We start from the raw sequence: 25,188 nt of genomic DNA, 5'->3' as shown, positions 1-25,188 counted from the left end.
TATCAATAAATAACAGCTCTCATGGATTGAGATCTAAATACGGTTTCAACATGAATAAAATATACTCGCTCGCACTTATTTGTTTCCCTTTTTCTGTACAAGCTGATTGGCAAGATGTGGCTGATTACGTGGGGGACACTTTTAATATCTCCATTAGCAAGCAAAACTATCTCGAACAGAGCAATGATAATGAACTGACCTACACACTCTATGGTTCGCACAACTTCAACGAGACTTGGCGTGTATTCGGGCAGTACGATAGTGATCATTTTGGCGAGTTAGGATTTGGTTATTCCTTCATTCTCGCCGATTTAATCTACAATGAGGTGACCGTTGCTGTTGGTGGTAACCTGGATAACGTAGAGGTGTACAACTCTGGGTTATTTAGTGCTTTTGCTTGGAAAGATGCTGTTTTCTATACTGACTTTACCGTTCAATATATAGACCAAGAACGTATTTTTGTTCGAGATGAAAGCATTTCTTTAGATAAAACCCTCGGTAGTTTTTATGACGTGAACGAGTGGTTATCCCTGTCGCTCTCCTACACCCATCAAATGACACATTACAAAAAATGGACGCCTCATTTAGCAAAGTTTCCAGTTTGTCAGCCTCACTGTTATGGCGATAATAGCTACTCTCATTATTTGAGCCCAGGTATTACCATCTCTATGCTCGGAGTCAAACCAACAGTTTCTTATAACTATTACTTTGATAATTCAGATTACAATAGTATCGATTTCAATCTAACGTTCGATTTTTGATTGCTCAACAGTCGGTAGAATTTCTGTAATTTAGCTTAAAACTATATACTGAAAAGCGAGCCTATGTGGCTCGCTTTTTGTTTTACAGCTAGAGAACGGAGATTAAAACAGGCCGCTTGACATTGAGTAACTGCTTTATTCTTGTGTAACGAATCGCTCTGCTGCCTTAAGCCCCATTTGGTAACCGGCTTCAAGCTTGTCTTTATCTGTGGTTAACCGTCCGACAGCAAAACTATCGTCCGGTACGATAACCTTAATGGCGCAATCATGAGGTGGGTTCTCAATAAACTCTAAGGTTTGATTGTATTGCTCTGCACGCGTGATCATTGCCTCAGCCAGCTGAGGTGTCTCTTTCATCAGTCGACGTAATATCCAAGGTGCTTTCGGTGGGCGCTTCTTGTAACCCTGCTTTTGCGAGAGGATCACGGTGATCTGTTTCGCCCCTTGTGTATAAGCTTCAATCACTGGAATGGAATCGACCACTCCACCGTCTATCATCTTTCGACCATTTACTCTCAAAGGCGTGCGGTAGGCCATAGGGACAGAGCAGGAAGCTTTGAGGAGTTCTTCTAGGTTACTCTTTTCACCCTGCGTGTAGAGTGGTTCACCAGTTTCAACATCCGTGGTCACGACTTGAAAGGGGAGCGGTTGTTTATCGAAGGTTTCCATATCGTATGGATAGTGTTGTGCGATATGATCCCAAAGCCAGTCGAGGTCAAGCAAGTGTCCACCTTTGGCAAACTTCTTGAAGTTAATAAACTCAGGTTGGCATGAGTAGTCGGAAATAATGGTATAGGTTCGGCCGCGTTGGTTAGATAACCAAGAGGCTAAATTAGTTGAGCCCGCAGAGACGCCGATGCAGAAATCGAACGGGTTGTATTGGTGGTCGATAAAGCCATCTAGTACCCCAGCGGCAAAGATGCCACGCATTGCACCACCTTCCACAACTAGGGTATGTTTTGATTCTAGTGTCATTTTATTATGGGCTCCCTAATTCTTATAGATGCATATCCTTTCACTGTTATTAATACTAGATAAATGGTCGGATGTGTAGGTTAACCTCTATTTTTCAGGGTAGTGGATTACGTTATGGAACACCGCATTGTCTTCACCGAGGTTTTTATATCCGTGCTTCTGGTTAGCGTTAAAGCGAACGGCTTGCCCTGCTCGTAACGTATGCCACTCACCATCAAACATCACGGCCATCTCTCCTGAAATACATAAGATGTGCTCGGTGACGCCTGCGTTATGTGGGTCGGATTTATGGTGGTAATCGGGTGCTAGGGTGAGTTCGAATATTTCAAACCCTAGTGCTTCCTCAAAAGGAAACAACAAACTGACGAAAAAGCCAATGTTGTATTCCTCATGTCTTAGTTCGTTTGCATCTCTGAATAAACTCGTCAGTTCACTGTTTGGGCTAGCAGCGATAAAGCTCGAAAGTGACACCTCGAACCCAGAAGCTATCTGCCAGAGCTTAGCGACTGTCGGGCTTGATTCTCCACGTTCAATTTGTCCTAACATTGCTTTACTCACGCCTGTTGCTTTCGCTGTTTTGTCTAAGCTCCAGCCTTTTTCTTGGCGAAGGCGTTTCAAGTTAACGCCGACTTTAATTTCTGTTTGCATATTTTCTCTACAAGTTTTTCAAAAATTAGTTGTGCGCTATAGCGCACGAGTGCTAAGTTCAGTCTATGGACGTTATAACGCACGAAGGAAGAAATTAACATGACTAAGCTAAAATTTTCTCACGTCAGTACCGGCTTTATCGCTGTTTTCATTGGTTATGCGAGCGCTGCGGCGATCATTTTCCAAGCGGCAACGAGTGCTGGAGCAACCGAAGAACAAGTGGCGTCATGGTTTTGGGCGTTGGGAATTGGCATGGGCGTAACCACGATACTGCTCTCGTTTCACTACAAGAAGCCGGTGGTTACAGCGTGGTCGACGCCTGGAGCAGCGTTGTTAATCATGTCTCTTGAAGGGCTAACAATGAATCAGGCAGTGGCCGTGTTTTTGTTCAGTTCGATGTTGATTACGTTAGTTGGTTTGGCGGGAATATTTGAGAAAGTCCTAAAACAGATCCCAACATCGATTGCCTCTGCGATGCTCGCGGGGATTCTATTACAATTCGGCTTGGGTTTATTTACGTCGTTAATGGAAGAGGCACAAGTCGTAGCAGTCATGCTCGCCGTATTTATTTTGGCGAAAGCGCGGTTAGGAAATTTACTAATCCCAAGCATTTTCATCATAGCACTGGTCATGTGTGTGGGGTTTGGCAAACTCGATGTTAGTCAGGTGACTATGGGATTAACGACCCCAGTGTTCATCACGCCCGATTTTGAGTTCTTTTCGTTGTTCAGCGTGGGAATTCCATTATTTATAGTGACGATGGCTTCACAGAACTTACCGGGATTTGCGGTTCTAAAAGCGAACGAATACCAAGTTGATTCATCGAAGATCATTACCACCACCGGGGTGACAGGTTTGATTTTTGCACCATTTGGTGGCTTTGCGTATAACCTTGCAGCGATTACGGGAGCTATTTGCATGGGCCCGAATGCGGATAGTAATCCAAATACACGTTATATGGCGGGGATCTCGATGGGCGTATTTTATCTGTTAGCTGGAGTGATGGGGATGTCATTTGTATCGCTGTTTAGCGCAGTGCCTTCCGAGATTGTCATTGCGGTTGCTGGCTTAGCGGTGATGCCCACCTTGATGAATTGTCTTGCGGTATCAATGGCAGACAGTCACTACCGAGAACCCGCACTGCTTACTTTCTTATTCACTGCTTCTGGTACCAATTTACTGGGAATCGGCAGTGCATTTTGGGGGCTGTGCATCGGGTTGTTTTGTTGCTGGTTACACAATTACAAAGCTAAGTCGCGTGGAGCAAGCGAGGCTTCGCAAACTTCGCCGTAATGAGATGATCCCTCAAATGAGCGAAGCCTTAAATTTATCAGTCGTCATCATGGTGTTCTGTACTTGGTACAAATATTCAGATCGAACCAACCTTAGGTTGTGATTGAGATAGTAATTTGCTACAAAACGCGCATAATCTCGCTATACAACACTTAAAGAAGAAATTACCTATGACTGCCTTTCAATACTACTTTCACCAACTGCCTTGCTTCGATTGTAAAAAAACGACGGTAAGTACAGATCTTGGTTGGTTAACGCCTGCGATGAAAGATGATGCAATCGCACAAGTGACGGCGACACTCGCACAAGGTGAGGTTACTCCAGATCTTTCAGCAAACGTGGTTTGTACTAAAGATGAAGCTCGCGAGTACTTACTGCTTAACTTCTTTGGTTATTCAGAAGAAGAGTTAGCAAGTGGCATCGAAGCGGATGATGAAAAAGAAGTCGCTGATGAAATCGCAGAACTACTAGAAGAAGGTAAAGACACAATCACCTTCGAACATGAAATTGCGCTTCAGTGCTGTGCTGACTGCGATGTTGAAGACGAGTCAAACTAAGCACTCGTATTAGACGATACACCCATCAATATGGTGTGATGTTCAAATGATTAAAGGCGTTAGTGGCTTAAAAGTTCACTAACGCCTTTTTTGTATCTCTATTTCTTATCTCTAAACTGCATTAGGCTTTATGATGCTTTGTTTTCTATAATGCCTTGCTCACTGAGTTGTGAAAGGATCTCTGAGGTTTTCTCTCTGAATAAATCTCTTAATAGACGCACCGTTGGGGTGATGGATTGGCGACTTGGACACACTAACCACAACTCGGTAGGTGTCGGCTTAAATTCAGGCATAATTTTAATAACTTCACCTGAAAGCAGATGAGGTGACATGTCTAGACAAGATTTTATTGCCACTCCTTTTCCTGCGATACACCAACGTCTTACAAGGTCTGCGTCGTTCGAAGCGCGATTTCCTTTTAGTTTCACTTTATGAGCTTGGGTACCATCGTTAAACACCCACTCGTCTTGCAACATGTCATGGAGTTGGTAAAGCAAACCATTGTACTGAGCTAAGTCTCTCGGGTGTTTTGGTGTTCCCATTTCAGCTAAGTATTCAGGAGCCGCACACAATACCCTCGGCACGTCGCATATCTTAAAACCATACATGTTGGCATCGATCGGGGATCCGTAGCGCAGCGCCATATCGACGGAATCTCGGTAGAAATCGATATTGCTATCGCTGATGCTAGTACGAAGCGTCGCCTTTGGATATTCAAGTAAGAACTCATCAAGCCAAGGTGTAACTAGGTTGCGCCCTAGATCCGATGAAAGCGCTATACGAATTTCACCGTCAACAATACCGAGTTCCTCGCGCATGTTGAGCTTCGCTTGCTCTAACAATTTCAAGGCTTGTTCGCATTCAGGCAAATAACGCTCACCTGCTGAAGAGAGCCTTAAATGGCGAGTGGTTCTTACAAACAGCTCAGCGCCCAGTGCGGCTTCAACACGTTTGACGGCAGCGCTCGCGGTGGCAGTACGCATATCAAGGTTGGTGGCTGCAGCGGTGATACTGCGAAACTCCGCTACCTTTAAAATCACTTGTAGGTCTTCAAGAAGCATTTCGTTTCCCTGTTCTGAACCTTGAATCGGTTGTTTTGTTACCGATAAATTAGGCATTTTCTAATTACTAATCTTAGTATTTTGCCAGCGCATATACATCTTATTATCAAAAGTTATTTGATAATAATTCAAATATTAGGCTGTTTATCTAAAGAGAAAAGTCTCTAAGCTTCAATTATCGAATTTAAGGAGAAGTATCATGTCATTACCATTAACAATGAAAGCAATCGGATTTACTCAGTCACTAGCGATTACAGAACAAGAAAGCCTATTTGAATTTGAAACGAGCCTACCGGAAATAAAAGAGAATGACTTGTTGGTAAAAGTGAGTGCGACTTCTATCAACCCTGCTGACGCAAAAATTCGTATTCGTAATGCCAAAGACAAAACACTCGAACAACCAAAAGTGCTGGGCTATGACGCAGTCGGCGAAGTTGTTGGCAAAGGTGCTGACGTTGAAGGCTTCGAAGTCGGTGACCGTGTGTACTATGCGGGTGACGTAACACGTATGGGTGCTAACGCAGAATACCAAGCTGTGGACTACCGTATTGCCGCTAAAGCGCCTAAGAGCCTTTCAGATGAAGCTGCAGCAGTGATGCCACTAGCAACACTGACTGCATGGGAAGCATTGTTTGACCGCCTACGTGTTCGTCCAGAAGATAAAAAGTCTATTCTGATCATTGGTGGAGCGGGCGGTGTAGGTTCGATCACTATTCAACTGGCTAAGCAGCTGACCAACCTAAAAGTTATCGCAACAGCTTCAAGACCTGAAACGGAACAGTGGGTAAGGGATATGGGAGCGGATTATGCGGTGAACCACCGTAACCTTGTCGAGTCAGTGCGAGAGCAGGGCATTCAACATGTCGACTACATCTTCAATGTTGCTGATACAAAAGGGCACTGGGATGCGATGGTTGAGTTGATCGCACCACAAGGCATGATCAGTTCGATTGTTGAATTTGACGGTGGCATTGACTTATCAGCGCTGCAAGGCAAATCAGCGGGCTTTATTTGGGAGCTGATGTTCACGCGTTCACTGTTTAACACCGACGATATCCAGAAGCAGCAAGACATCTTATTCCAAGCTGCGAATCTGATTGATGCTGGTCGAATTAAATCGACGCTAACCACGACCCTAGATGGCTTTAGTGTGGATACAATTAAAGATGCACACCAACGTATTGAAAGCAGTGCCTCGATTGGTAAAACAGCCATCAAATACTAGTCTTTGATGTTTGAGTCTGTAGTTGTTTGGTAAAAGGGCTACGATAAACATAAGAAAGGCGTTAGCAGACCTGAGTTTGCTAACGCCTTTTTTATTTTGTGGTCTTAGCTAGCTCCACGGAGTTTCAACTCAACCCGTCAGTTAGAAACCATAGAGCACGGCGGAGTGCTTAGAAATAATGAAACACCGGAGGTTCATGCATTAAGAAGTTTTGATGCGAGATGTTCCAAGCATAAGCGCCTGCTAGGGTGAACACCACATAGTCACCGATATCGATTTGCTCGATATGTTGCTTTCGTGCCAGAACATCTTTTGGAGTACAAAGCTGTCCAACCAACGTGGCTTTAGCATGGTTTATCGGATGTGAAATGGTGGGTTGTTGATTACTTTTCACGATAGCAAAAGGGTGGTCATGGTTTTGTGCAGCCGGCGTACGGAAATGATGTGTTCCACCACGAGCAATCACGAAGTTCTCACCAAGGTTTTGCTTGATATCCAGTACCTCCATCACGTAATAGCCGCACGGTGCTGAGATATAGCGGCCACATTCAAAACGTAGCTTCCAGTCTTGCAGATGTTCTTTAGCAATCAAGAACTCCAATTTGTCGCAGAACTCTATCCAAGGAAAGTGTTGCTTCGGGTTTTGGTAATTGATTCCCATACCGCCACCAAGGTTGATGATCAGCTCATCGAGTGAGAATGTCTTTTGCCACTCTTTGACGACTTGGAAATAGCGTTGCATCAAGGCGAGGTGGCGATCGACTTCAAGTTGATGCGACATTAAGTGGAAGTGGAAGCCTTTTAACTTTATCAAGGGAAAGTCGCGCAGATACATCAAGGCGTTATTGAGTTCACCCTCATCGAGCCCAAACGGAGTGGGTTTTCCGCCCATGGCTAACTTGCTAAGTGTGATGTCACCAATGTCTATGTTCATACGCAAGAAGATCGAAGCAGGTCGATTCAATCTCTGAGTTAAAGCACCAATGCGTTGTAACTCAGTGAGGCTCTCTACATGAATCGCATCAACATCGAGTTCAATTGCTTGCTCTAGTTCACTTGGCATTTTCCCTGGGCCACCAAAGATCAGTGGTTTATTGAGTTGTTGTTGGTGAAGGTGTGTAAGCTCTCCGCCTGATGCCGCTTCGAAACCATCAACATAAGGGGCTAAAGTACGCAGTATTGGCGCTGAAGGGTTCGCTTTCGCGGCGTAAAATAGCTCTACGTTTTTTGGCAATACATGGCGCATCTGCTTAATGTGCTGCTCCAATGCATCGAGATCATAAAGATAAGCACATAATGGTTGAGTTTGTTGCTTGGCCAATTGGTGTATTTCTTGGTGGATGTTCTCAGGAAGTTGAGGCGAATTAAGCATGGTGAGCTCCTCTTTTATGAGTCGGCCAAGGTGCTGCTACTTGGGTGTACCCAGACTCTTTATCGGCATTTTTCATCAAACGTGTTGTGAAGTTGTTTTTGCTAGGGAAATGACCATCGTTAAGCAATGCCATTAGTTCGGGTTGCTGACCATTGATCGACTGCCAACGGATGATTGCGTCTTTTAAAGTTCCCCATAACGTATTTTCAAGTGCTGAGTCCCCCTCAGCGATAAAGAAAATCGCCTCACTGATATTGTTAATGAATGTGCAATAGCCGATACGGTTCCAACCTTGCTCACGGCTGTAGTACACCGATTGACGAGCACGCTCTGAAAGTTGCTGAAGAGTCTCTGATGGCCAAAACTCGGGTAGCAGCTTGGTGCCTTCTAAGTCTCGAATCCATACACAGCATGGCATGTCTTTTTCAAATCCAATCAACGTATTTTGTAAATGAGGTTCAAATGCAACTCCATGCTTGAAGTAGTAGTTAAAAACGCCTGGAATCAAACAATGCAGATAGCGCTCAAACCACAGTGTGGCGACATTTTCATATTGGCTTTGTGTTGTTTGCGCTTTGTGTTTGAGTTGAGTGGCGATGCAACTGTTCCCGTCTGTGTCGTAAGCAAAGAGCGCACCCGCTAACGTTGGCTGCAAAATATCGGTTTCGCTTAAAGTGAAATTCTCTCTATATAAAATACCAAATGACTCTCGAGCCTTAATAACATCAGCATGTTCTTGTTCAGCCACAGATTCTAGATTCAATGTGGTTGCGTAAGGCTCTGTCATTACCTTGAAGACAGGGTTACGTAACTGCTCACCCTCTTTGATTGGGTGCAGAATCGAGGTTAATTGAACGGCACTATCGAGCTCATACCATGCGTTCTTACGTACACAGTTGGTTAAACGTACATTGATAGAGAACTTAGCAAACCAATCCATGTCTGGGTGATACAGAGTGCGCACGGATGAGGTGGGTAAGAGTTTCTCACCACCTAATCCAAGCGGGATGATTTTTCCTTGTTCAATGGCCGTTTTGACCACTGGGTTTTGCAAAAGTGTGTAACTTTCCCAAGGGTGACAAGGGTAAAGAATAGTACCTGCTGAATTGTTTTCATCAGGTGCAAGTTGTTCAAGCATGGTCGTTGGTGAGGTTCGGTTATCTGAACTCAAGACGTCGAGCAACGCGGTGTCGACTTTAAACCAATACAGGGGAACCTTAGCGCCAACCTCAGGGGAACACGCTAGCAGATCATCGATACTGACACCTGAACGACTCTTTGGCGTTGGATGAAAAGTATGTCCCCAAAGTAACGATTGCTCTGATGCGATAAACGCATTGTGATACTGAGGTGAGTTGTCTGAGTTTAGGAACTGCTCGGTAATCAACAAACTGTTTTCCATTTGCTCGACCAACTCGTGATTGAATGGAATCGTCAGCATTTCTTTTAGGTAACTGAGTAGAAGCGTCAGGGTTTGAGTTGCGTCCAATTTGCACCAAGCTGCACCGGGCATTTTAGCCCAAGGTGTATCACTGAGCTTCACTTTCCCCAGTTTACTGGTGTACTCAACGGGTAAAACCATCAGACCATTTTTCTGAGGTTGATCTTGGTGAGGTAGGTGAATGGCCACGCGTTGGTGAGCGTTGTAGTTTCTTTTCAAAGTTTGAGGCAGAGAGGCAGAACTGTAGCACCAATCAACCTGTTCATTGGGTATTGCGTATTCACGTAAGTAACAGTTCACTACACCCATGATGGTATTGAGTTGGGCTTTTTCTCGGTTTAGCAGTACTTTTTTACGATTTTGAAGAACTTGGTCTTCAGCGGAATATTCACTTGGAGATAATTGAGTCTGTAACATGTTGATGTCCAAATTTTGAATGGATGATCAGCGCGATAGCTGTAATGCCACTGACCAACATAGAAAGTATGAAAGGAACCTCAAGCCAGCCCTGGCTTGATATGAAAGACGCGCTCAACCCAGCCGCAACGCCACCCCATTTAGACATAGCGTCAAAGCGCGAAAATACTCTGCCGCTTTGTCGTCGATCAATTTGGTTTGCTAACGCTTGATGCAAGCCGTGATAACAGCAAACCATGCCAAGTCCGAAAACAATACGAGCAATAATCAACACTTCTTGATAAGGAGTGAGATGCATTGCGGCACTGAGTGAAAGCAAACTAAAGCCCAGCCATAAAGTACGCTGCGCTTGATTGCGTTCAAGCTGGTGGCGATCAATCCGTTCTGAGAACAGATGAACTTTCCCTGCAAAGACGAGATAAACACCATGTGGGAGGGCATACAAAAATCCAATCCACGCTTGGCTTGTCACGCCATATTGCTGCACATAAGGTGAGAAATAAGGGAACGTGACGACCATGGCGAAAGCAAAACTGAACTGCGCGCCAAACACCCAATAAAGCGTATTTAACGAATTGACTTGGCTGCATTGAGCTTTATCCGATGCCTGATCTTTTACAATCCCCTTAGATTTCGCTAAGTCATCAATGGGTAATGTTAAGGTGATCACTAGCGCGAATAGCGGCAAAGCGGACAGCCACAGATACGCGTTCAGCGGGTTTGTTTCCGATAAACTCCAGCCAAGCCCAATCGGAGCAATAATTAGCGCCAGACGGGCAGAAAGCTGAGTTTTATTGAGTGACTTACCGAGTGCTTTCGCATCGTTGATTTGACTGGATAAGTAGCTGTTTGAGGCGGCCATGGTGCCACCAAAGGTTCCTTGAATGATAAGACCAAACACAAACATCGCGAGGTTATCGGCTAAGCCACACAGCGCGAAGCCTGCTGCAAGCCCGAGTTGAGCACGCAATAGAGATCGACGTCTGCCATATTTATCAGCAAACTGACCCCAAAAGCGCGCCGCAACGGCAGTGCAAAAGGTCGGCAAAATAAACAGTACCCCCGCCCAATCCGAAGTAATGTTTGCATCCAGTGTTGGCAATACCATCGGCAAAAACAGCGGCATTCCTAAGGCTGCAAACGCGGCGATAAAGTGGCTTAAAAGCACGCAATAGATGAGTTTGGTCATGATGGGTTAACTCACGCTCTGCTTGATGTTTTCAAGGTAAGCGTGTTGTGCTTCTTCGCTGGTTAGCCATAAAAAGTTCGGTGCTGACAAGCCATAAAATTTATTGATATCGCTTGCGCCAGATGCCTCTTTAGACAACAAGCTCCCCGAGCTCAATAGATACTTAGCGTATAGGTTGGGTGATTCAAACAACATCTCGTTTGCGAGCTTGGTGTTGTGTCCTTGTTTGTCCAACTGGCTAAGCTGTTGGGAGAGGCTATTGGCGACCATTTCATACAGATAAGCTGACGTGGCGATTCCTTTCGTCGCCATTGCTTCCACAATCGCGGCAATGTCTAACTGCAAAGTAATGGTGGTAAACATCTGACCAAGAGCAAGCTCGCTGTCTACTGTGATGCGTTGATCTAAAAGATGATCGCATTTTACGGGCGATTGTTGCTCAAACGTTTGGAAACGCTCTGGCCAAATACGCGCTGCATCGTTGTCTTTCATGGCTAAGGTCATCTTACCTTGCTCATCGAATGCGATGATGGCGTTCTGTTGGTTAGACTCTAAAGCGATACCGTAACGAATCCACAATGTAAGGTGCACTTTGCATAGCAGATCAACGTAATCTTTAAACCAAGTCAGCGTATCTTGCTGATAATACTGTTCGGCGAGATGTTCCAAGAACAAACGTCCGTCAGGCATTGGACTAGCAAGGGCAGCCACAGGCACCAGTGCTTTGTCTTGGAAGTAGCTCCGCGGGTATTCACGCACAATGTAAGCAAAGGTTTTATCGTCTCCAACATGGCCGCCATGCTTCTCATTACAATGGAAAAGCGTGCCGTGTAAATCTTGATCTGTTTGCTCTAAGTGCGTCAATAAACGTTCAAACCAATGCCCATCATAGAGTGTGGATGGTTTGATTAGGCGAATGTTTTTAGTACCTAAAGATCGCATGACCAGCGGCACCTTGATGTGGATCTGTGGTGCTTGATTCACGACCACAGTACGTACTGATAAAGTTGGAGTCACCTCTAGATAGGCAACCGGAGCTTTGATAACACCGTCAGGAAGTCCATCAAGACTCCTTAGTGTCAATGGATGTGCGGGGAATAACTCATGGCTAAGAGTAAAGTCGGCGGGCAGACCCACTTGCTCCATCGTTGGCCAACATTCAGGTTGTGGACTGGTCAATGTAACCAGAGACTTTTCGATTGCGAGCCAACGAAGTTCAAAGCTTTGTGCAAATTCTGGCGCAAATTGTTCTAGATCGTGATCGCTTAAACCGAACTTAGCACGTGCTGTCGGGTAGTAAGGGTGGTCAAGATAGGATGCGATTTGATCGGCATGCAATAGCTTTTGCTCCCAACGCTCTAGTTGAGAAATCGGCAGCATGAGTGATTCGGATTGCTGACTGAAGGCGCTATCACACAATCCCTTGTGTTTTTCTGCGCATTCGAGTTCTTGCAAATAACCATCTAATAACGAATGCGAGCTTTCGTGAGCACCTGCTTTCAATAATTCGATCCAATCTTGATAGTGCTGCTGGGTTTCAACGACACCATTTCTCTCGATGAGCCAACCATCACCTTTCGAACCATCTGTTTGGCCGTATACCCAACGCTGCATGTAATAGCTCGGAGTAACTGGCAGGTAGAGCGTAAAGTCTGAACCTGAAAAAATGGCCCAAATTTGATTGCGAGGATAAGAAGATAGCTTGAGTGAACTCGGGAGCTGAGATTTAAATTGGCTTTGAGAAACTAATCCGAACAAATCTTCACGTAAGCAAGTATCGACTAATCGTTGAGTGAGGTATAACGCGTTTTCATTCATGCTGTTACCTCGTTTTTTGATGTTAGATTGAAGCGAGAGATTGCCTGTTGTAGTGCGGGTTCTAGAGTTTGGCCTGAAGGAGAAACGACCGAAATTCTCGCTAAGTAATCCTTGTTGGAATAACTTTGTTGGAACGTCTCGCCAACCTTTTTAAGCACTTGCTGTTGAATGACAATATCGCCCTCTTGGTGGATGAAAGAGGTTGATGATCCTTCAATCAAACCGCTTTGTTGGGCCACTACATAGTGCACATGGGCATTGCCATCAATACGAAATGTGGGATCGACCTTGTAACCCAAGTGAAGATTTAAGATGGTATTGAACCAATTCCCGAAACTGAGGTTATCAAGCAAAAATTCCCGGCCATCACCAATACTTCGATAGTTGATCTCGACCATTACCGGCCCCGAATCTGTGATGATGAACTCGCTATGACAGACACCAAACCCCACCCCGAACTCTTGAAGCTGACGTATACATTCATCACGGTAGTGAACGCTGTTAATACCATTCCAACTCGCAGCGGTTTCGATGAAGTAAGGTGGCGCAGAGAGTTCTACATCGAACCCACCCAGTGCGATCAAATTTTCCCCGTCGCCAATGGTTTCGACAGTGATAAGCGGACCTTGTAAAAACGCCTCAACTAAAATGGGAGTCGTAGGGTGCTTTTGCCAAAACGTATCGCAATAGTTATCCAGCTCAGCCGCAGAATCGCAGCGCTGCACGTCTAAACTAGCCACACCCTCTTTGGGCTTCGCAACGACAGGAAAATCGAAATCGAATACAGGAGCGCTCTCTCGACTTAACAAAACACTTTGAGTATTAGGTAACGATTTTTCGTTGAGAACCTGACGAGTTAAGTATTTGTTTTTCGCCTTGAGCGTCACATTCCAATCTTTAGCAGGTAGGCCAAAGAACTGTGCACAGATTGCGGTGGAGGTTTGTAGGTGGTCGCTGTTGCTGAAAACAGCATGAGGTTCTAGATCTTGCTCTGTGATGATTTCGATGAGTTCAAGAGGGTTGAACACATCGCACTCTAGAATTTCATCTGGATTAAAGCGGTCATCTTCATTCGCCAGTTTTAAGTGATTGAGTTTTTGATCAGTGACTAAAACGACGTGGAGACCCATCGCTTTTGCTGTCGGTACGAAGCCATGAGTGACTGCGTCATTCACGACATGACTCACGATAATAATCGTAGATTTCATGGGGCTTTCCTAATTTTAAAACGTTGTTGTCGCCTGCTCACAACTCGCTTTCAAGTGCTCTCTTTCGGGGTTAAAAGAAAGAGAATTTTTCTATCTTATTGTTTTTATTGATTCTTATGTCATTAGTGGTGTTGCATATTGCTAGGCAAATATAGATCAAAAAATATATATTGCAAATATAAATGATATTTGTTCTTATTCGCAATAATGTAATTTTATAAACTAAAACGGAATTAGAAAATGAACATGAGATTGAACTTGTCTCCTCTTGCTTTGGCAATTGGCGGAGCCTTAACGGCGGTGGCTGGTGTGTCAACTGCAGTGGCGGAAGAACAAGTCACTGTAGATGAAACAGTGCAAATTATTGGCCATCAATACGAAGGTTATGCAGAGCACATGCCTCAGTCAGGAACCAAAACGGATGTCGAGTGGTTAGATGTACCGCAAGCGGTATCTGTGGTTACAAAGACAGAAATGGAAGACCGTGGTGCGGTGCGTTTAGTGGATGCACTTGATGGTGTCGCAGGGGTGAACAATACTCTCGGTGAAGGTAGCCGAGACCAATTCGTGATTCGTGGTTTTGATGCACTCAACGACATGTACCGTGATGGTATGCGTGATGACGGGACTCTGCAATCGTACCGAAGCTTAGCGAATATCGAACGTGTCGAAGTGGTAAAAGGCCCAGCCGGTGCACTTTATGGCCGAGGTTCAGCGGGCGGTATCATCAACTTGGTCACCAAGCGTGCTAACGGTGAGAACTTCACCAACGTAAATGGCAGTGTTGGCAGCAACAATTTGTTTGTGGGTCAGGTTGACAGCTCGATGGCGTTTACTGACAAGGTCAGTGGTCGTATCAACTTGGAAAGTCGACAGTCTGATTCCTATGTAGACCATGTTGACTCTAATGATTTCTTTATTGCGCCAACAATTCGAGTGATGCCTTCTGATGGACACATTATTGATCTCGATGTTGAATATGCGCACCAAGAGTTGGTGCCATATCGTGGTGTTCCATCTAAAAATGGCAAACCTGTTGATGTCTCAGAGAGTACTTTCTACGGTGGCACCAACGATTATCAAGAGTCAGACAGCATTCGTGTTGGCGTTAATTATGAATGGCTTTTGAATAGTGAATGGGCATGGACAAACCGCGCAGCATACAACCATATCGAACTTGAACAAAAAGGCACGCGTCAAGGCACGGTAACAGGGGATCAAGTATCTCAAACCGTGAACAACTTCGGTTATGATCCTCGTACCACGACAACACTACAGTCTGAGTTGGTTTGGGAAACGGACTCTAACCAAATGATGATTGGTGCCGATTACAACCAGATTAATATCGATCTCACTCTCGCAAGCGACAAAACCTTACCTTCGAAAGATATCTATAATCCTGTTGCAGGTCCAACACCTGATCCGGGTTTCAAACCTTTCCGTGATAACACGACCACGACCACTGGCGTCTACATTCAAGACGTTTACACCTTTGGTGATCTTTCAGTGATCGGTAATGTGCGTTACGACTCGATGGAGCTTGAACAGCAAAAAGCGGGCTCAGCAAAAGAGAATCTAGACGATGACAAAGTGAGCTACCGAGGTGGTTTGGTCTACCGAATCAACAACGATATGTCCGTGTACGCAAGCTTAGCTCGTTCATGGCAATTGCCTTACTCAGGTATCTACATCAACCCTAAATTAGCAGAATTCTTCCACACCGATCTAAAAGAAATTGGCGCAAAAGCTTACCTATTAGATAACGCTTTGATGCTGAATGCCGCGGTCTTCCAAATCGATCAAGAACAACCTGAAACCAATATAGACGGAGACGTTGTTAACAAGATCGAAGCTCGTCACCAAGGTATTGAATTAGAAGCTCGCGGTCAGATAACAGAGCAGTGGGACATTTCGGTTGGATATAGCTATCTCGATGCGGAAGACAAAGAGACAGGCAAAAAGCCAAATGATGTGTCTGACCACCTGTTCTCACTTTGGAGTACTTACCAGCTAGACGACAACTGGCGTTTAGGTGGTGGTGTGAAATATGTTGGCGACCGTTACGCAGGTAATGATGAAGCGGTAGCTCTGGGTGACTACACCACGGTTGACTTGATGGCAGCGTACACCACGGGTCGTCACAAAGTTCAAGCGAATGCTTACAACGTGCTTAATGAGAAATACATTCTGGGCGCAACCAACGGCACGTCTGGTACTAACCAGATTGGTTACGGAGCGCCAGCCGAATTTATGCTCAGTTACGGCTATCAGTTTTAAAAGCTAATTATGTTCTAAGAGCTAGTTCAGTTCTAGGAGTTAGCTCATTTCTAAGAGCTATTTTAACTCTAAAAACGATTGATTTATTCGCTACGAATGAATGAACAGTTGGCTTCATTTTGAGGCCGTTTAGCCCATAGGATCAAAGCGCCGAATCGTAAACATGGTCTTTGATCCTAACTTGCCTATTTAGGAGATTTTCATGCCTTACCAGAATTTGGATGGTAAACCCTGTACTCAATCACATCAAAAGTTGCGTCTAAGTGCCCTTGCAATGGCCATCGCTTCAGTGACTTCCATGGGCGCATTTGCCGCGTCAGATCCACAAACGACGACCATGGAAACGGTTGTCGTGACGGGCAGCTTGATCGGTAATTCAGAACTTGAGGATGTGAAAGAGTATCCGGGAGCTCGTACTGTTCTGACTAATGAACAAATTAAAAAGACTGGCGCACTCTCGATTGACTCTGCCTTCCAAAGTGTACCGGGCATTAAGGTTCAAGACGAAACAGGCACCGGTGTTTTGCCTAACATCTCAGTGCGTGGTTTGAAAGCGAGTCGCAGTGGGCACGCTCAATTCCTCATGGATGGTGTTCCTCTGACACTGGCGCCGTATGGTCACACAGGACAATCAATTTTCCCTGCAACGCTGTCGATGCTTGATCGTATTGATATTGTGCGAGGCGGTGCGGCGGTTCAGTACGGACCAAACAACGTCGGTGGTGTGATCAACTTGGTGACCAAGCCTATTCCACATGAGTGGCAAACGGAAATCAGTAATCGCTTTACTGTATTCGAGGATGGCGATACGCCGCTCAACGACTTTTACCTGCGAACGGGTGGTTGGTTAACCGATACGCTGGCACTTCAAGTGGAAGGTAACTTCTTAAAAGGTGAAAGCTTCCGTGAGCACTCCGACACAGATGTAAAAAACTTCCAGGCGAAACTGCAATGGTTATTGAGTGATACTCAAGAGCTACAAGCCTTCGTGCAGCGTTATGATGCAGACACGCAAATGCCGGGTGCTTTATCGCCAGAAGGTTACAAGAATGATCGCACCCAATCGAAGCGACCATATGATGAATACCAAGGTAAATCGACGCGTTGGAGCCTAAAGTATTTGCATGATTTGAACATTGCCGATAGTGCAGAGCTAGAGATACTGACATTTGGTCACCGCTCTGAGCGTTTCTTCCAATGGGGCTTTAATAGTGCGGGCGGCCACTGGGCGGATCCTGCATTACCATCAACCGATATTCGCACGTCACCACGTGAATTTGCTGTTTATGGTGTTGAACCTAAACTCGCGATGTACTTTGACGGAAATACCGTAACGCAAAACGTCATTGTGGGTGCACGCTATGTTAACGAAGATATTGATTACAAGCTGACTCAAACGCCAATTGCTGGTGGTGCTACAACAACCCCACGTGACTGGCACTTAGATACTGACGCTTTTGCTGGTTACATCAGCAATGAAATCGGCTTGTTCAATGACGTATTGAAAGTCACGCCGGGTATTCGTTACGAATCGATTGATATGACGTTTGATGACCTGGGTACAGCACAGAGCACAGACAACAAAGTGACGGAATGGCTGCCGGGCTTAACCGTGGCATATCATCTGACTGAGCAATGGGTTGGTTACACCAATGCACAGAAATCTTTGCGTGCACCACAAATTGCTTACATCCGTGGTAAAGGTGAAGAGGGCAGTGAGCTAGCGTGGAACTACGAGTTGGGTGCTCGCTACAACCAAGATTCAACCAGCTTTAACATCGCACTTTACCGCATTGATTTTGAAGATCAGCTGCAATGGCAAAGTGCTACCCAAACTTTCGATAACATTGGTAAAACCCTTCATCAAGGTGTTGAGCTCTCTGGTCGTTACGTGCCGCAAGCGATGCAAGCTTTGAGTTTGGGCGCCGGCTATAACTACCTAGATGCAACGTTAGAGGAAGAGGGTGCAAATAAGGGCAATCAACTTCCTTATACGTCTAAACATCAATTTAGTTGGGATGCGACTTACGCCTTTAGCAAGGTAGATACGACTTTGTCTGGTTACTACTTCAGCGAGTCTTACTCTGACAATGCGAATACAAGTGCCGAAGATGCAACGGGCGCGACAGGTAAAGTGCCTGCCTACATGGTCTGGAACTTTAACCTAGGTTCGGATTTGTACAAGGATGAAAACAGTAAGCTGCGCATGAACCTTGCGGTGAACAACTTGTTTGATGAGGACTATTACTTCCGCGGTATTGATACCAGTCCAGTTGGTCGTTATCCAGCCCCAGGACGTTCTTACACTTTGGATCTGAATTATCAGTTCTAATACGTAATTTATTGAAAGTAATAACGAATAAAAGTCGCCAATACTCTTGGCGACTTTCACGGTTCTAGCGTTTAAGGAAAATTAAATATGGAAAACAGCTCTCGCCTTTTGTTTTCGAATCCATTGCTGCTGTCGAACGGACTGCTGTCATTCAATAAGCAGTGTTTATTCAGCAGGATAGCGATAACCTTAACTTTGCTGATTCTAAGCTTGTTCTCACTCTCCAGTTCAGCACAAACCAGGATCATACAAGATGAGCAAGGTCAGTTTGAGATAGCGACTACCCCACAACGTATTGTGGTGTTGGAGTTCTCATTTGTAGATGCGTTAGCTGCGGTGGGTGTTTCTCCAGTTGGTGTTGCTGATGACAATGATGCTTCGCGAGTGATTCCTGCGGTACGCGAATTGGTTCAACCATGGGAATCGGTTGGTATGCGCTCTCAGCCAAGCCTAGAAGCCATTGCGATATTAAAGCCCGATCTGATCATTGCCGACGCTGAGCGCCATCGTACGGTCTATCAAGATCTACAACGAATCGCGCCAACTCTGTTGTTGAAAAGCCGCGGTGAGACTTATCAAGAGAATTTGGAATCAGCACTCAAGGTGGGTATCGCGCTCAATAAGCAAGCGGCAATGGAGCAACGTATTCAGCAACATCAGCAAGTCATGTCTGATTTCAAAAGTCATTTTACCCTTAAAAAAACCGTCCAATTTGCTGTCGTGTCGGACAAAGGTATGTGGTTACATAGCCCTGCATCTTATGCCGGAGGAGTACTCACTACATTAGGTATTGCTAGCCCAATAGTGAAACCAACAGAGAAGGCATATTTGCCAACCAGCTTTGAGTTGTTGTTGAAAACCAACCCGGATTGGTTACTCCTTGGCGCTTACTCCCATCCAAATATTGTTGATGATTGGCAGAAAAATCCGTTATTCAATGTACTAACCTCTGCAAAAAGTCAGCAAGTGGTAGAAGTGTCACCAGCACTTTGGTCATTGAATCGAGGCATGTTAGCGGCAGAACAAATGGCGAAAAATCTTGAGCAGATCTTGGATCCATCATGAGTACGATGTTGTTCTCTAAAAGTCAGCGATTCTGGCCAATATTGTCGTGGCGAGTCATATTATTTACGGCATTAGTGTTGTGTTTGGCATTATCTGGTTACGCGGCCTCTATGACCGGATGGTCTAATTTCTCTTTAACATTGAGTGACTTGATTCACTACTGGTTTGCGTTTGATGAAAACAATATGACTCATCAAATATTGGCGACACTCAGAGCGCCAAGAGCTTACGCAGGGTTGTTTATTGGTGCGAGTTTGGCCGTCGCTGGGTTATTGATGCAGGGATTAACGCGCAACCCACTCGCGTCTCCGTCGATTCTTGGCATTAACGCTGGCGCAGCCTGTTTTATGGCGTTAGCTGCAATAGGTATACCTGTGGTCAGTGAGCTAAACCCAATCCTTAATGCGGTTCTTGGTGCATTGCTAAGCGGCGGTGCCGTGATGCTCCTCGGTGGTTTTTTCTCCGAACGTTCTCATCCGTTACGTTTGGTTCTCGCAGGTATCGCTATTACAGCGTTATTGATTGGACTGACACGAGCGGCGCTAATTCTTGCTGACGATATGGCTTATAGCGTCTTGCATTGGCTTACGGGTTCACTGTCTAGTGTGGATGATGGGCAATGGCAACAACTTTGGCCGCCTGCAGTGATTGGTTTGGTGTTGGCAATGAGCCTTGCTCGTAACCTCAATTTGCTTGCACTTGGCGAAGAAGTTGCAGTTGGGTTGGGCAGTAATATCAGGCTTACTCGCCTCGTGAGTGGATTGACGATTGTGTTGCTTGCCGGAGCAAGTGTTGCTATCGCAGGGCCAATTGGCTTTGTTGGTTTGTTAGTGCCTCATTTGGTTCGACCTATGGTTGGGCACAATTACCATTTACTGATTCCTATTTCAGCATTGGCAGGCGCAGCATTAGTCTCTTGGTCAGATGCGCTGTCGCGAGCGATTGCTTTCCCGACTGAAACCCCCGTTGGTGTTATTACTGCTTTGCTCGGAACACCTTGTTTTATTTTGATTGCGACGAGGAGATCTTAATGCACCATCACACTAAGATAGTTTTGTTATCAGGGATTCTCATATTAGTGGCATCCGCAGGTTTGTTTGTCGGCGCAGCTTCGCTTTCTGTTTCTCAAGTCATCGAACATTTGGTCGCGCTTTCCAGCGACGACTTTGTTATCCATCAGTATCGACTACCACGTATGTTGCTCGCGATAAGCGTGGGCGCAGGGTTAGGGCTTTCAGGGGTATTGGTACAAGGTGTGATACGTAACCCTTTGGCATCGCCAGACCTTATGGGCATTAGTGCAGGTGCCGGGCTTGCCGCGACAGCGATTTTAGTTTGGTTTCCTAATGCGCCAGTCAGTGTGCTTCCGCTGGTGGCGATGTTCGGTGGAATTTTCGCTGCTGGATTGATTGCACTATTGGCATGGTGGTCAAGGCCAACACCTGCCAAATTGGCGTTGATTGGTATTGCGGTGAGTGCGTTTCTGGCTAGTTGTATCGACTTCTTGCTGGTCACCAATCCGATCGAGATAAACACGGCTATGGTATGGCTAACAGGCAGTCTCTGGGGCCGAAATTGGCAGCAAGTCCCGTTTATTTGGAGCGTACTGCTCTTGTTATTACCCATGGCATTATGGCTTGCTTGGCGATTAGATGTGATGGGGCTTGGTGAGGAAAGTGCGACCACATTGGGTACTAAGCCAAAACAGATTCAGGCTCTTGCGTTAATGGCCGCTGTTTTGCTTGCCAGTGTTAGTGTTTCTGTTGCTGGAACGATCAGTTTTGTGGGTTTATTGGCACCTCACTTAGCACGCATGTTGTTTGGGCATAATCATAAGTTGTTAATCCCAGCATCTGCACTGGTAGGGGCAATTCTGGTTACCAGCGCTGATGGGTTGGCCAGAGGTCTACAACCACCTATTGAATTGCCAGCAGGCGTTCTCACGTCTGTGATTGGCGCGCCATATTTCATCTTTCTTCTCTATCGTTATCGAGGTTGGTAACCATGCTTAAAACGCAGAATCTTTCCGTCGCGTACGGCAAACAAACGATCATACCGAACCTGTCTGTTTCTATCCCTAAGGGAAAAATCACCGCATTGATAGGACCTAACGGGTGCGGTAAATCTACCTTGTTAAAGACGTTAGTCAGAATTAACAAGCCAGTGGCTGGAGAGGTGTTGTTTGAAGACAAGCCGCTATCAAGCTATGGCGATAAAGCGCTCGCTCGTTCGTTGTCACTTCTTCCGCAAATCTTGGTTAGTCCTGAGGGGATCACGGTAAGAAAACTGGTCGAATATGGCCGTTCGCCTTATGTCTCTCATTGGGGAAGATTAGGACAGGACGATCAAAGGGTTGTCGAGCAAGCAATGCGAGATACAGGTGTGCTCGAGTTTGCTGATAAGCCTGTTGAGTCACTGTCTGGTGGCCAGCGTCAAAGAGCATGGATTGCGATGGTAATTGCACAAGATACGGACGTAGTGATGTTGGATGAACCGACCACATACCTTGATATGTCTCACCAGGTGGAATTAATGAACCTGATGCAACAGATGAATGCCAAAGGAAAAACGGTGGTTGTTGTGTTGCATGATCTTAACCAAGCCAGTCGTTACTGCGATCATTTAGTGGTTTTGGAAAAAGGGTGCTTAATCGCAGAGGGCTCGCCTGATGAGGTGATGACCGAAACTATGCTCAGTAAGGTGTTTGATCTCAAAGCGAGCGTGTTTCGAGACCCTATTTCAAATACACCAATGTGTGTTGCGATTTAGTCACCTTCGAGGGTTAAAATCTCGATAACTTCGTTAGGATTTTTGATTGTAGAATAACTAAATACTGATTGTCATTTTCTTGAGATTGACTTAATCAACAACGCCTTTCACAGCTGCGAAAGGCGTTTTTTTAGTTTTACTTCACTTTAACTAGAGTGCTCGAATCTGTATGAGCAAATGCGTTGTCGTAGATCTCTAAGCCTGTTGTTTGAGAGTACGTTAGCGTATCGTCTGAAATGCTAATGTTCATCGTGAAGCCTGTGGTGGTTGCGTTGTCCGTCATGTATTCAGACTCAGCGATACCACGTTTAGACGCGACTAACGTCATTGTATCGCCAGCAGGGCCTTCTGCTGTGACACATGTGGTGCGTGGTACGCAATAAGAGTTGTAGACGACCTGATTTTTTTGGTCGTAGATGAAGTAACCACGTTGATCGTGGAATTTAGAGTCGTCGGCCTTTCTGAATACTTCTTGCTTATAGTACAGAGCAACCAGATATTGATCGCTGGCATTGGTTGCATCTGCCGCAACCTCAAACGTCATCACTTCATAAAATGGTGTGACCGCGGGGCCACCTGCCCCCACTTCTGTGCCTTCTTGACCTGGAGAAATATCAACGCCACCAGTTTCGACTGATTTCCATGTGCCGACTAACTTTGCTAATGGACCAAAATCCATACCATTGATTGTGCTGTGATCGGCTATTGCTGGAGCCGAGATTGCTGCTGCGATACCAAGTGCTAATAATTTTTTCACTTTAACTTCCTTTTTATTAATTATCTGACCGCAATGAAAGTAAGGTTATTGTGAGACTCGTTTATTAACCCAGATCAGTGTTGTTGGCTAATATGAAATCGAATTGTAACTTGATGTATCAGTCAATAAGGGGATATTAATATGTGTATATATTGAGCAAGAAGCAGTGGTTGGTTCGTCTAATCTCTGTCATACATCAAGGGTTTGCTGACTCTTGAGGTTGAGTTCAGTCACATTAGATTAGGTCGTCTAAACTTAAAGTTTGTATCGCAGAAAATACGACAATTTGGGCTCTAAAGACGTTCTCGAAATAAATGCAAATTAGTGCTTTACCTCAACTTAACTTGAGGTATTAGGATATGCAACGTTGCTTACGAGAATACTTTAAGGAGAGAAGAATGATCCAACTTGAACATGTGAATTTAGTGGTAAAAGACATCCCAGAAATGCTGACTTTCTATAAAGCGGCGTTCCCTCATTGGTATGTCCGTGATGAAGGAAAAGGCGAATGGTCGGGTAAACCACGCAATTGGCTGCATTTTGGCGATGAATATCAATATATTGCGTTGAGTGATCACGGCGAAGGTGAAAATAGAGATTTGGCTGGGCACTCTGTTGGCCTCGCACACTTCGCTTATGTGACCCACAATATTGAAAGTGTCACTCAACGTCTTATTGATGCGGGCTTTCCAATTGCCAAACCCGGCGCTGAAGAGCCTTATCGAAAGAATGTCTACTTTGTGGATCCGGCAGGCTTTGAAATCGAGTTCGTTGAATACCTTAGCGATGATCCCAAACTGCGTAATGCTACAAGCGAGTAGAGCCTTTGGGTAGAAATCACCAAAAAGGGCATTGTGGAATATTCCGCAATGCCCTTTTTAGATCTATTTGATCGCTGATTGGCTAACTGATATTGAGCTCTTTTAGCTGGTGTTTACTTAGTTTTAAACGGCACCAACAGTTGTTTACCAAACACATTGATTAGCGCGCCTGTTACGATTAGGCCACCACCTAGGTAAGTCCAAACTGATGGAATCTCATTGAAGATCCACACGCCTAATAGCGCTGAGAATACGATTTGAACGTATGAGTAAGCCGAAGCCTTGCCTGCAGCTTGGGTTTGCATCGCTTTGGTCAAACCGTATTGGCCTATCTGTGTGAAAATTCCGACCAGAACCAGCATCACGGTAAGGAATAGACTTGGCCACACAAAGTCGTTCCAGATAAGGGCAGTTGAGATTGGTAGAGCAACCAGTGGGAAGTAGAAGATGATGACTGAGCTGTCTTCCGTTTGGCTAAGCTTTCTCACAATCACATAAGCAATTGAGCTACCAAATGCGCCACATAATGCCACCATTATGCTAAATAGCGGTAACTCGCTGCTCGCGCCACTGTTCATGCTTGGCTGTACCATTACTAATAGTCCCGCTAGGCAGAACGCAATGCAGATCATGGTCGATTTTTGGACTCGTTCTTTCAGAAATAGCACACCAAGTAGGGCGGTAAATACAGGGTGAACATATTGTAGAATGGTCGCTTCTGCTAATGGCAAGGTGGTCACAGCGTAGTAAACACACATTAAGGCTGCTGTGCCAACTGCGCCTCGAACAAACAACAAAGGTTTGTTATTTCCCCAGATCGAAATGCCTTTTCGCTTAACGTCGATATAACTGATGATCAAAGACACCAAAGCCCTTGCTGCAACAATTTCGAATACAGGTATGCCGTAGTTGCTGATGTATTTCACACATGCAGACATCAGTGCGAATCCAAAAGCGGAGAGGATCATGAATCGAACCCCAACAGGGATCATTGAAAAAGAGAAAGAGGGCATAAAAATATCAATCGGTTGAGGGAACAGGAATCATAACTTAGTTTAGAAGAGCCGACCAAAGTCTTTGTCTTGTTCTAGTCAACTTGATTCAATTAATTCTCATTTCAGATCGATTCGTTTTTATCCCACATAATATCGGCCATAACACAATTTTATAAAATCAACATCAACAGAAGGTGACGCTAATTC

The 25,188-nt window shown here is 45.2% G+C and carries 21 protein-coding genes; 11 read left to right on the top strand and 10 right to left on the bottom strand.

The annotated features are described in order from the left end of the window. The first annotated feature begins 50 nt into the window (after positions 1–50). The gene (locus tag L4C44_RS07260; protein ID WP_428804719.1) at positions 51–761 is read left to right on the top strand and encodes a hypothetical protein; all 711 of its coding nucleotides are present in this window, start codon (positions 51–53) and stop codon (positions 759–761) included. A 135-nt stretch (positions 762–896) separates the two neighbouring features. Here the strand turns inward: L4C44_RS07260 and L4C44_RS07255 are convergent, their stop codons facing one another. Together L4C44_RS07255 and L4C44_RS07250 are read right to left on the bottom strand one after the other, a co-directional pair. Then, complete coding sequence (locus L4C44_RS07255; RefSeq protein WP_428804718.1) at positions 897–1,736, bottom strand: patatin-like phospholipase family protein; 840 nt, start codon at positions 1,734–1,736, stop codon at positions 897–899. A gap of 87 nt (positions 1,737–1,823) precedes the next feature. After that, positions 1,824–2,384, bottom strand: a complete 561-nt coding sequence (locus L4C44_RS07250) for a helix-turn-helix domain-containing protein (protein WP_428804717.1) — start codon at positions 2,382–2,384, stop codon at positions 1,824–1,826. Positions 2,385–2,483: 99 nt separating this feature from the next. On the opposite strand from L4C44_RS07250, the gene L4C44_RS07245 reads away from it, so the two are divergent. Beyond that, a complete protein-coding gene (locus L4C44_RS07245) occupies positions 2,484–3,677 on the top strand; it encodes a benzoate/H(+) symporter BenE family transporter (protein WP_428804716.1) in 1,194 nt (397 codons plus the stop codon). 170 nt (positions 3,678–3,847) lie between these two features. Beyond that, complete coding sequence (locus L4C44_RS07240) at positions 3,848–4,234, top strand: hypothetical protein (RefSeq protein WP_428804715.1); 387 nt, start codon at positions 3,848–3,850, stop codon at positions 4,232–4,234. 128 nt (positions 4,235–4,362) lie between these two features. Here the strand turns inward: L4C44_RS07240 and L4C44_RS07235 are convergent, their stop codons facing one another. After that, a complete protein-coding gene (locus L4C44_RS07235; protein WP_285953732.1) occupies positions 4,363–5,295 on the bottom strand; it encodes a LysR family transcriptional regulator in 933 nt (310 codons plus the stop codon). 199 nt (positions 5,296–5,494) lie between these two features. Between L4C44_RS07235 and L4C44_RS07230 the strand changes: the two genes are divergently transcribed. Continuing rightward, positions 5,495–6,520 (top strand): zinc-binding alcohol dehydrogenase family protein, encoded by a 1,026-nt coding sequence (locus tag L4C44_RS07230; RefSeq protein WP_428804714.1) that lies wholly within the window; start codon positions 5,495–5,497, stop codon positions 6,518–6,520. A gap of 169 nt (positions 6,521–6,689) precedes the next feature. Here L4C44_RS07230 and L4C44_RS07225 read toward each other — a convergent pair whose 3' ends face one another. The 5 genes from L4C44_RS07225 to L4C44_RS07205 are packed head-to-tail and all read right to left on the bottom strand — an operon-like array spanning position 6,690 to position 13,965. Beyond that, positions 6,690–7,892 (bottom strand): type III PLP-dependent enzyme, encoded by a 1,203-nt coding sequence (locus L4C44_RS07225; RefSeq protein ID WP_285953720.1) that lies wholly within the window; start codon positions 7,890–7,892, stop codon positions 6,690–6,692. Continuing rightward, positions 7,885–9,750: an IucA/IucC family protein gene (locus L4C44_RS07220; RefSeq protein ID WP_428804713.1), complete on the bottom strand. Its 1,866-nt coding sequence runs from the start codon at positions 9,748–9,750 to the stop codon at positions 7,885–7,887. The genes L4C44_RS07225 and L4C44_RS07220 overlap by 8 nt, the downstream gene beginning before the upstream one ends. Further along, complete coding sequence (locus L4C44_RS07215) at positions 9,722–10,939, bottom strand: MFS transporter (protein ID WP_146490847.1); 1,218 nt, start codon at positions 10,937–10,939, stop codon at positions 9,722–9,724. The genes L4C44_RS07220 and L4C44_RS07215 overlap by 29 nt, the downstream gene beginning before the upstream one ends. Positions 10,940–10,945: 6 nt before the next feature. Further along, positions 10,946–12,757 (bottom strand): IucA/IucC family protein, encoded by a 1,812-nt coding sequence (locus L4C44_RS07210; protein ID WP_428804712.1) that lies wholly within the window; start codon positions 12,755–12,757, stop codon positions 10,946–10,948. Beyond that, on the bottom strand, positions 12,754–13,965 hold the full coding sequence (locus L4C44_RS07205) for an ATP-grasp domain-containing protein (RefSeq protein WP_428804711.1): 1,212 nt from the start codon (positions 13,963–13,965) through the stop codon (positions 12,754–12,756). The genes L4C44_RS07210 and L4C44_RS07205 overlap by 4 nt, the downstream gene beginning before the upstream one ends. Positions 13,966–14,205: 240 nt before the next feature. Here L4C44_RS07205 and L4C44_RS07200 point away from each other — a divergent pair, with 240 nt between their 5' ends. From L4C44_RS07200 to fecE, 6 genes are all read left to right on the top strand, one after another. Continuing rightward, the gene (locus tag L4C44_RS07200) at positions 14,206–16,242 is read left to right on the top strand and encodes a TonB-dependent receptor (protein WP_428804710.1); all 2,037 of its coding nucleotides are present in this window, start codon (positions 14,206–14,208) and stop codon (positions 16,240–16,242) included. Between the two features lie 202 nt (positions 16,243–16,444). After that, positions 16,445–18,574, top strand: a complete 2,130-nt coding sequence (locus L4C44_RS07195) for a TonB-dependent receptor family protein (RefSeq protein WP_428804709.1) — start codon at positions 16,445–16,447, stop codon at positions 18,572–18,574. 87 nt (positions 18,575–18,661) lie between these two features. Then, the gene (locus tag L4C44_RS07190; RefSeq protein ID WP_428804708.1) at positions 18,662–19,639 is read left to right on the top strand and encodes a Fe(3+) dicitrate ABC transporter substrate-binding protein; all 978 of its coding nucleotides are present in this window, start codon (positions 18,662–18,664) and stop codon (positions 19,637–19,639) included. Next, positions 19,636–20,670: a FecCD family ABC transporter permease gene (locus tag L4C44_RS07185; RefSeq protein ID WP_428804707.1), complete on the top strand. Its 1,035-nt coding sequence runs from the start codon at positions 19,636–19,638 to the stop codon at positions 20,668–20,670. The genes L4C44_RS07190 and L4C44_RS07185 overlap by 4 nt, the downstream gene beginning before the upstream one ends. Further along, positions 20,670–21,641: a FecCD family ABC transporter permease gene (locus L4C44_RS07180; protein WP_239718849.1), complete on the top strand. Its 972-nt coding sequence runs from the start codon at positions 20,670–20,672 to the stop codon at positions 21,639–21,641. Before L4C44_RS07185 ends, L4C44_RS07180 begins: the two co-directional genes overlap by 1 nt. 2 nt (positions 21,642–21,643) lie before the next feature. Then, positions 21,644–22,408: a Fe(3+) dicitrate ABC transporter ATP-binding protein FecE gene (gene fecE / locus L4C44_RS07175; RefSeq protein WP_285953710.1), complete on the top strand. Its 765-nt coding sequence runs from the start codon at positions 21,644–21,646 to the stop codon at positions 22,406–22,408. A 136-nt stretch (positions 22,409–22,544) separates the two neighbouring features. On the opposite strand, the gene L4C44_RS07170 is transcribed toward fecE, so the two are convergent. Beyond that, positions 22,545–23,165, bottom strand: coding sequence for a heme-binding beta-barrel domain-containing protein (locus L4C44_RS07170; protein WP_428804706.1), 621 nt, complete (start codon positions 23,163–23,165; stop codon positions 22,545–22,547). A 398-nt stretch (positions 23,166–23,563) separates the two neighbouring features. On the opposite strand from L4C44_RS07170, the gene L4C44_RS07165 reads away from it, so the two are divergent. Continuing rightward, positions 23,564–23,986 carry a VOC family protein gene (locus tag L4C44_RS07165; RefSeq protein ID WP_146490838.1) on the top strand — a complete coding sequence of 141 codons (423 nt, stop codon included), beginning with the start codon at positions 23,564–23,566 and terminating at the stop codon, positions 23,984–23,986. 113 nt (positions 23,987–24,099) lie between these two features. On the opposite strand, the gene L4C44_RS07160 is transcribed toward L4C44_RS07165, so the two are convergent. Continuing rightward, positions 24,100–24,999 carry a DMT family transporter gene (locus L4C44_RS07160; RefSeq protein ID WP_285953708.1) on the bottom strand — a complete coding sequence of 300 codons (900 nt, stop codon included), beginning with the start codon at positions 24,997–24,999 and terminating at the stop codon, positions 24,100–24,102. Positions 25,000–25,188 lie beyond the last annotated feature (189 nt).

The organism is Vibrio satsumensis, from assembly GCF_050337435.1.
Classification (GTDB): Bacteria; Pseudomonadota; Gammaproteobacteria; order Enterobacterales; family Vibrionaceae; genus Vibrio; species Vibrio satsumensis.
This window is presented reverse-complemented; position numbering and strand designations above follow the sequence as displayed.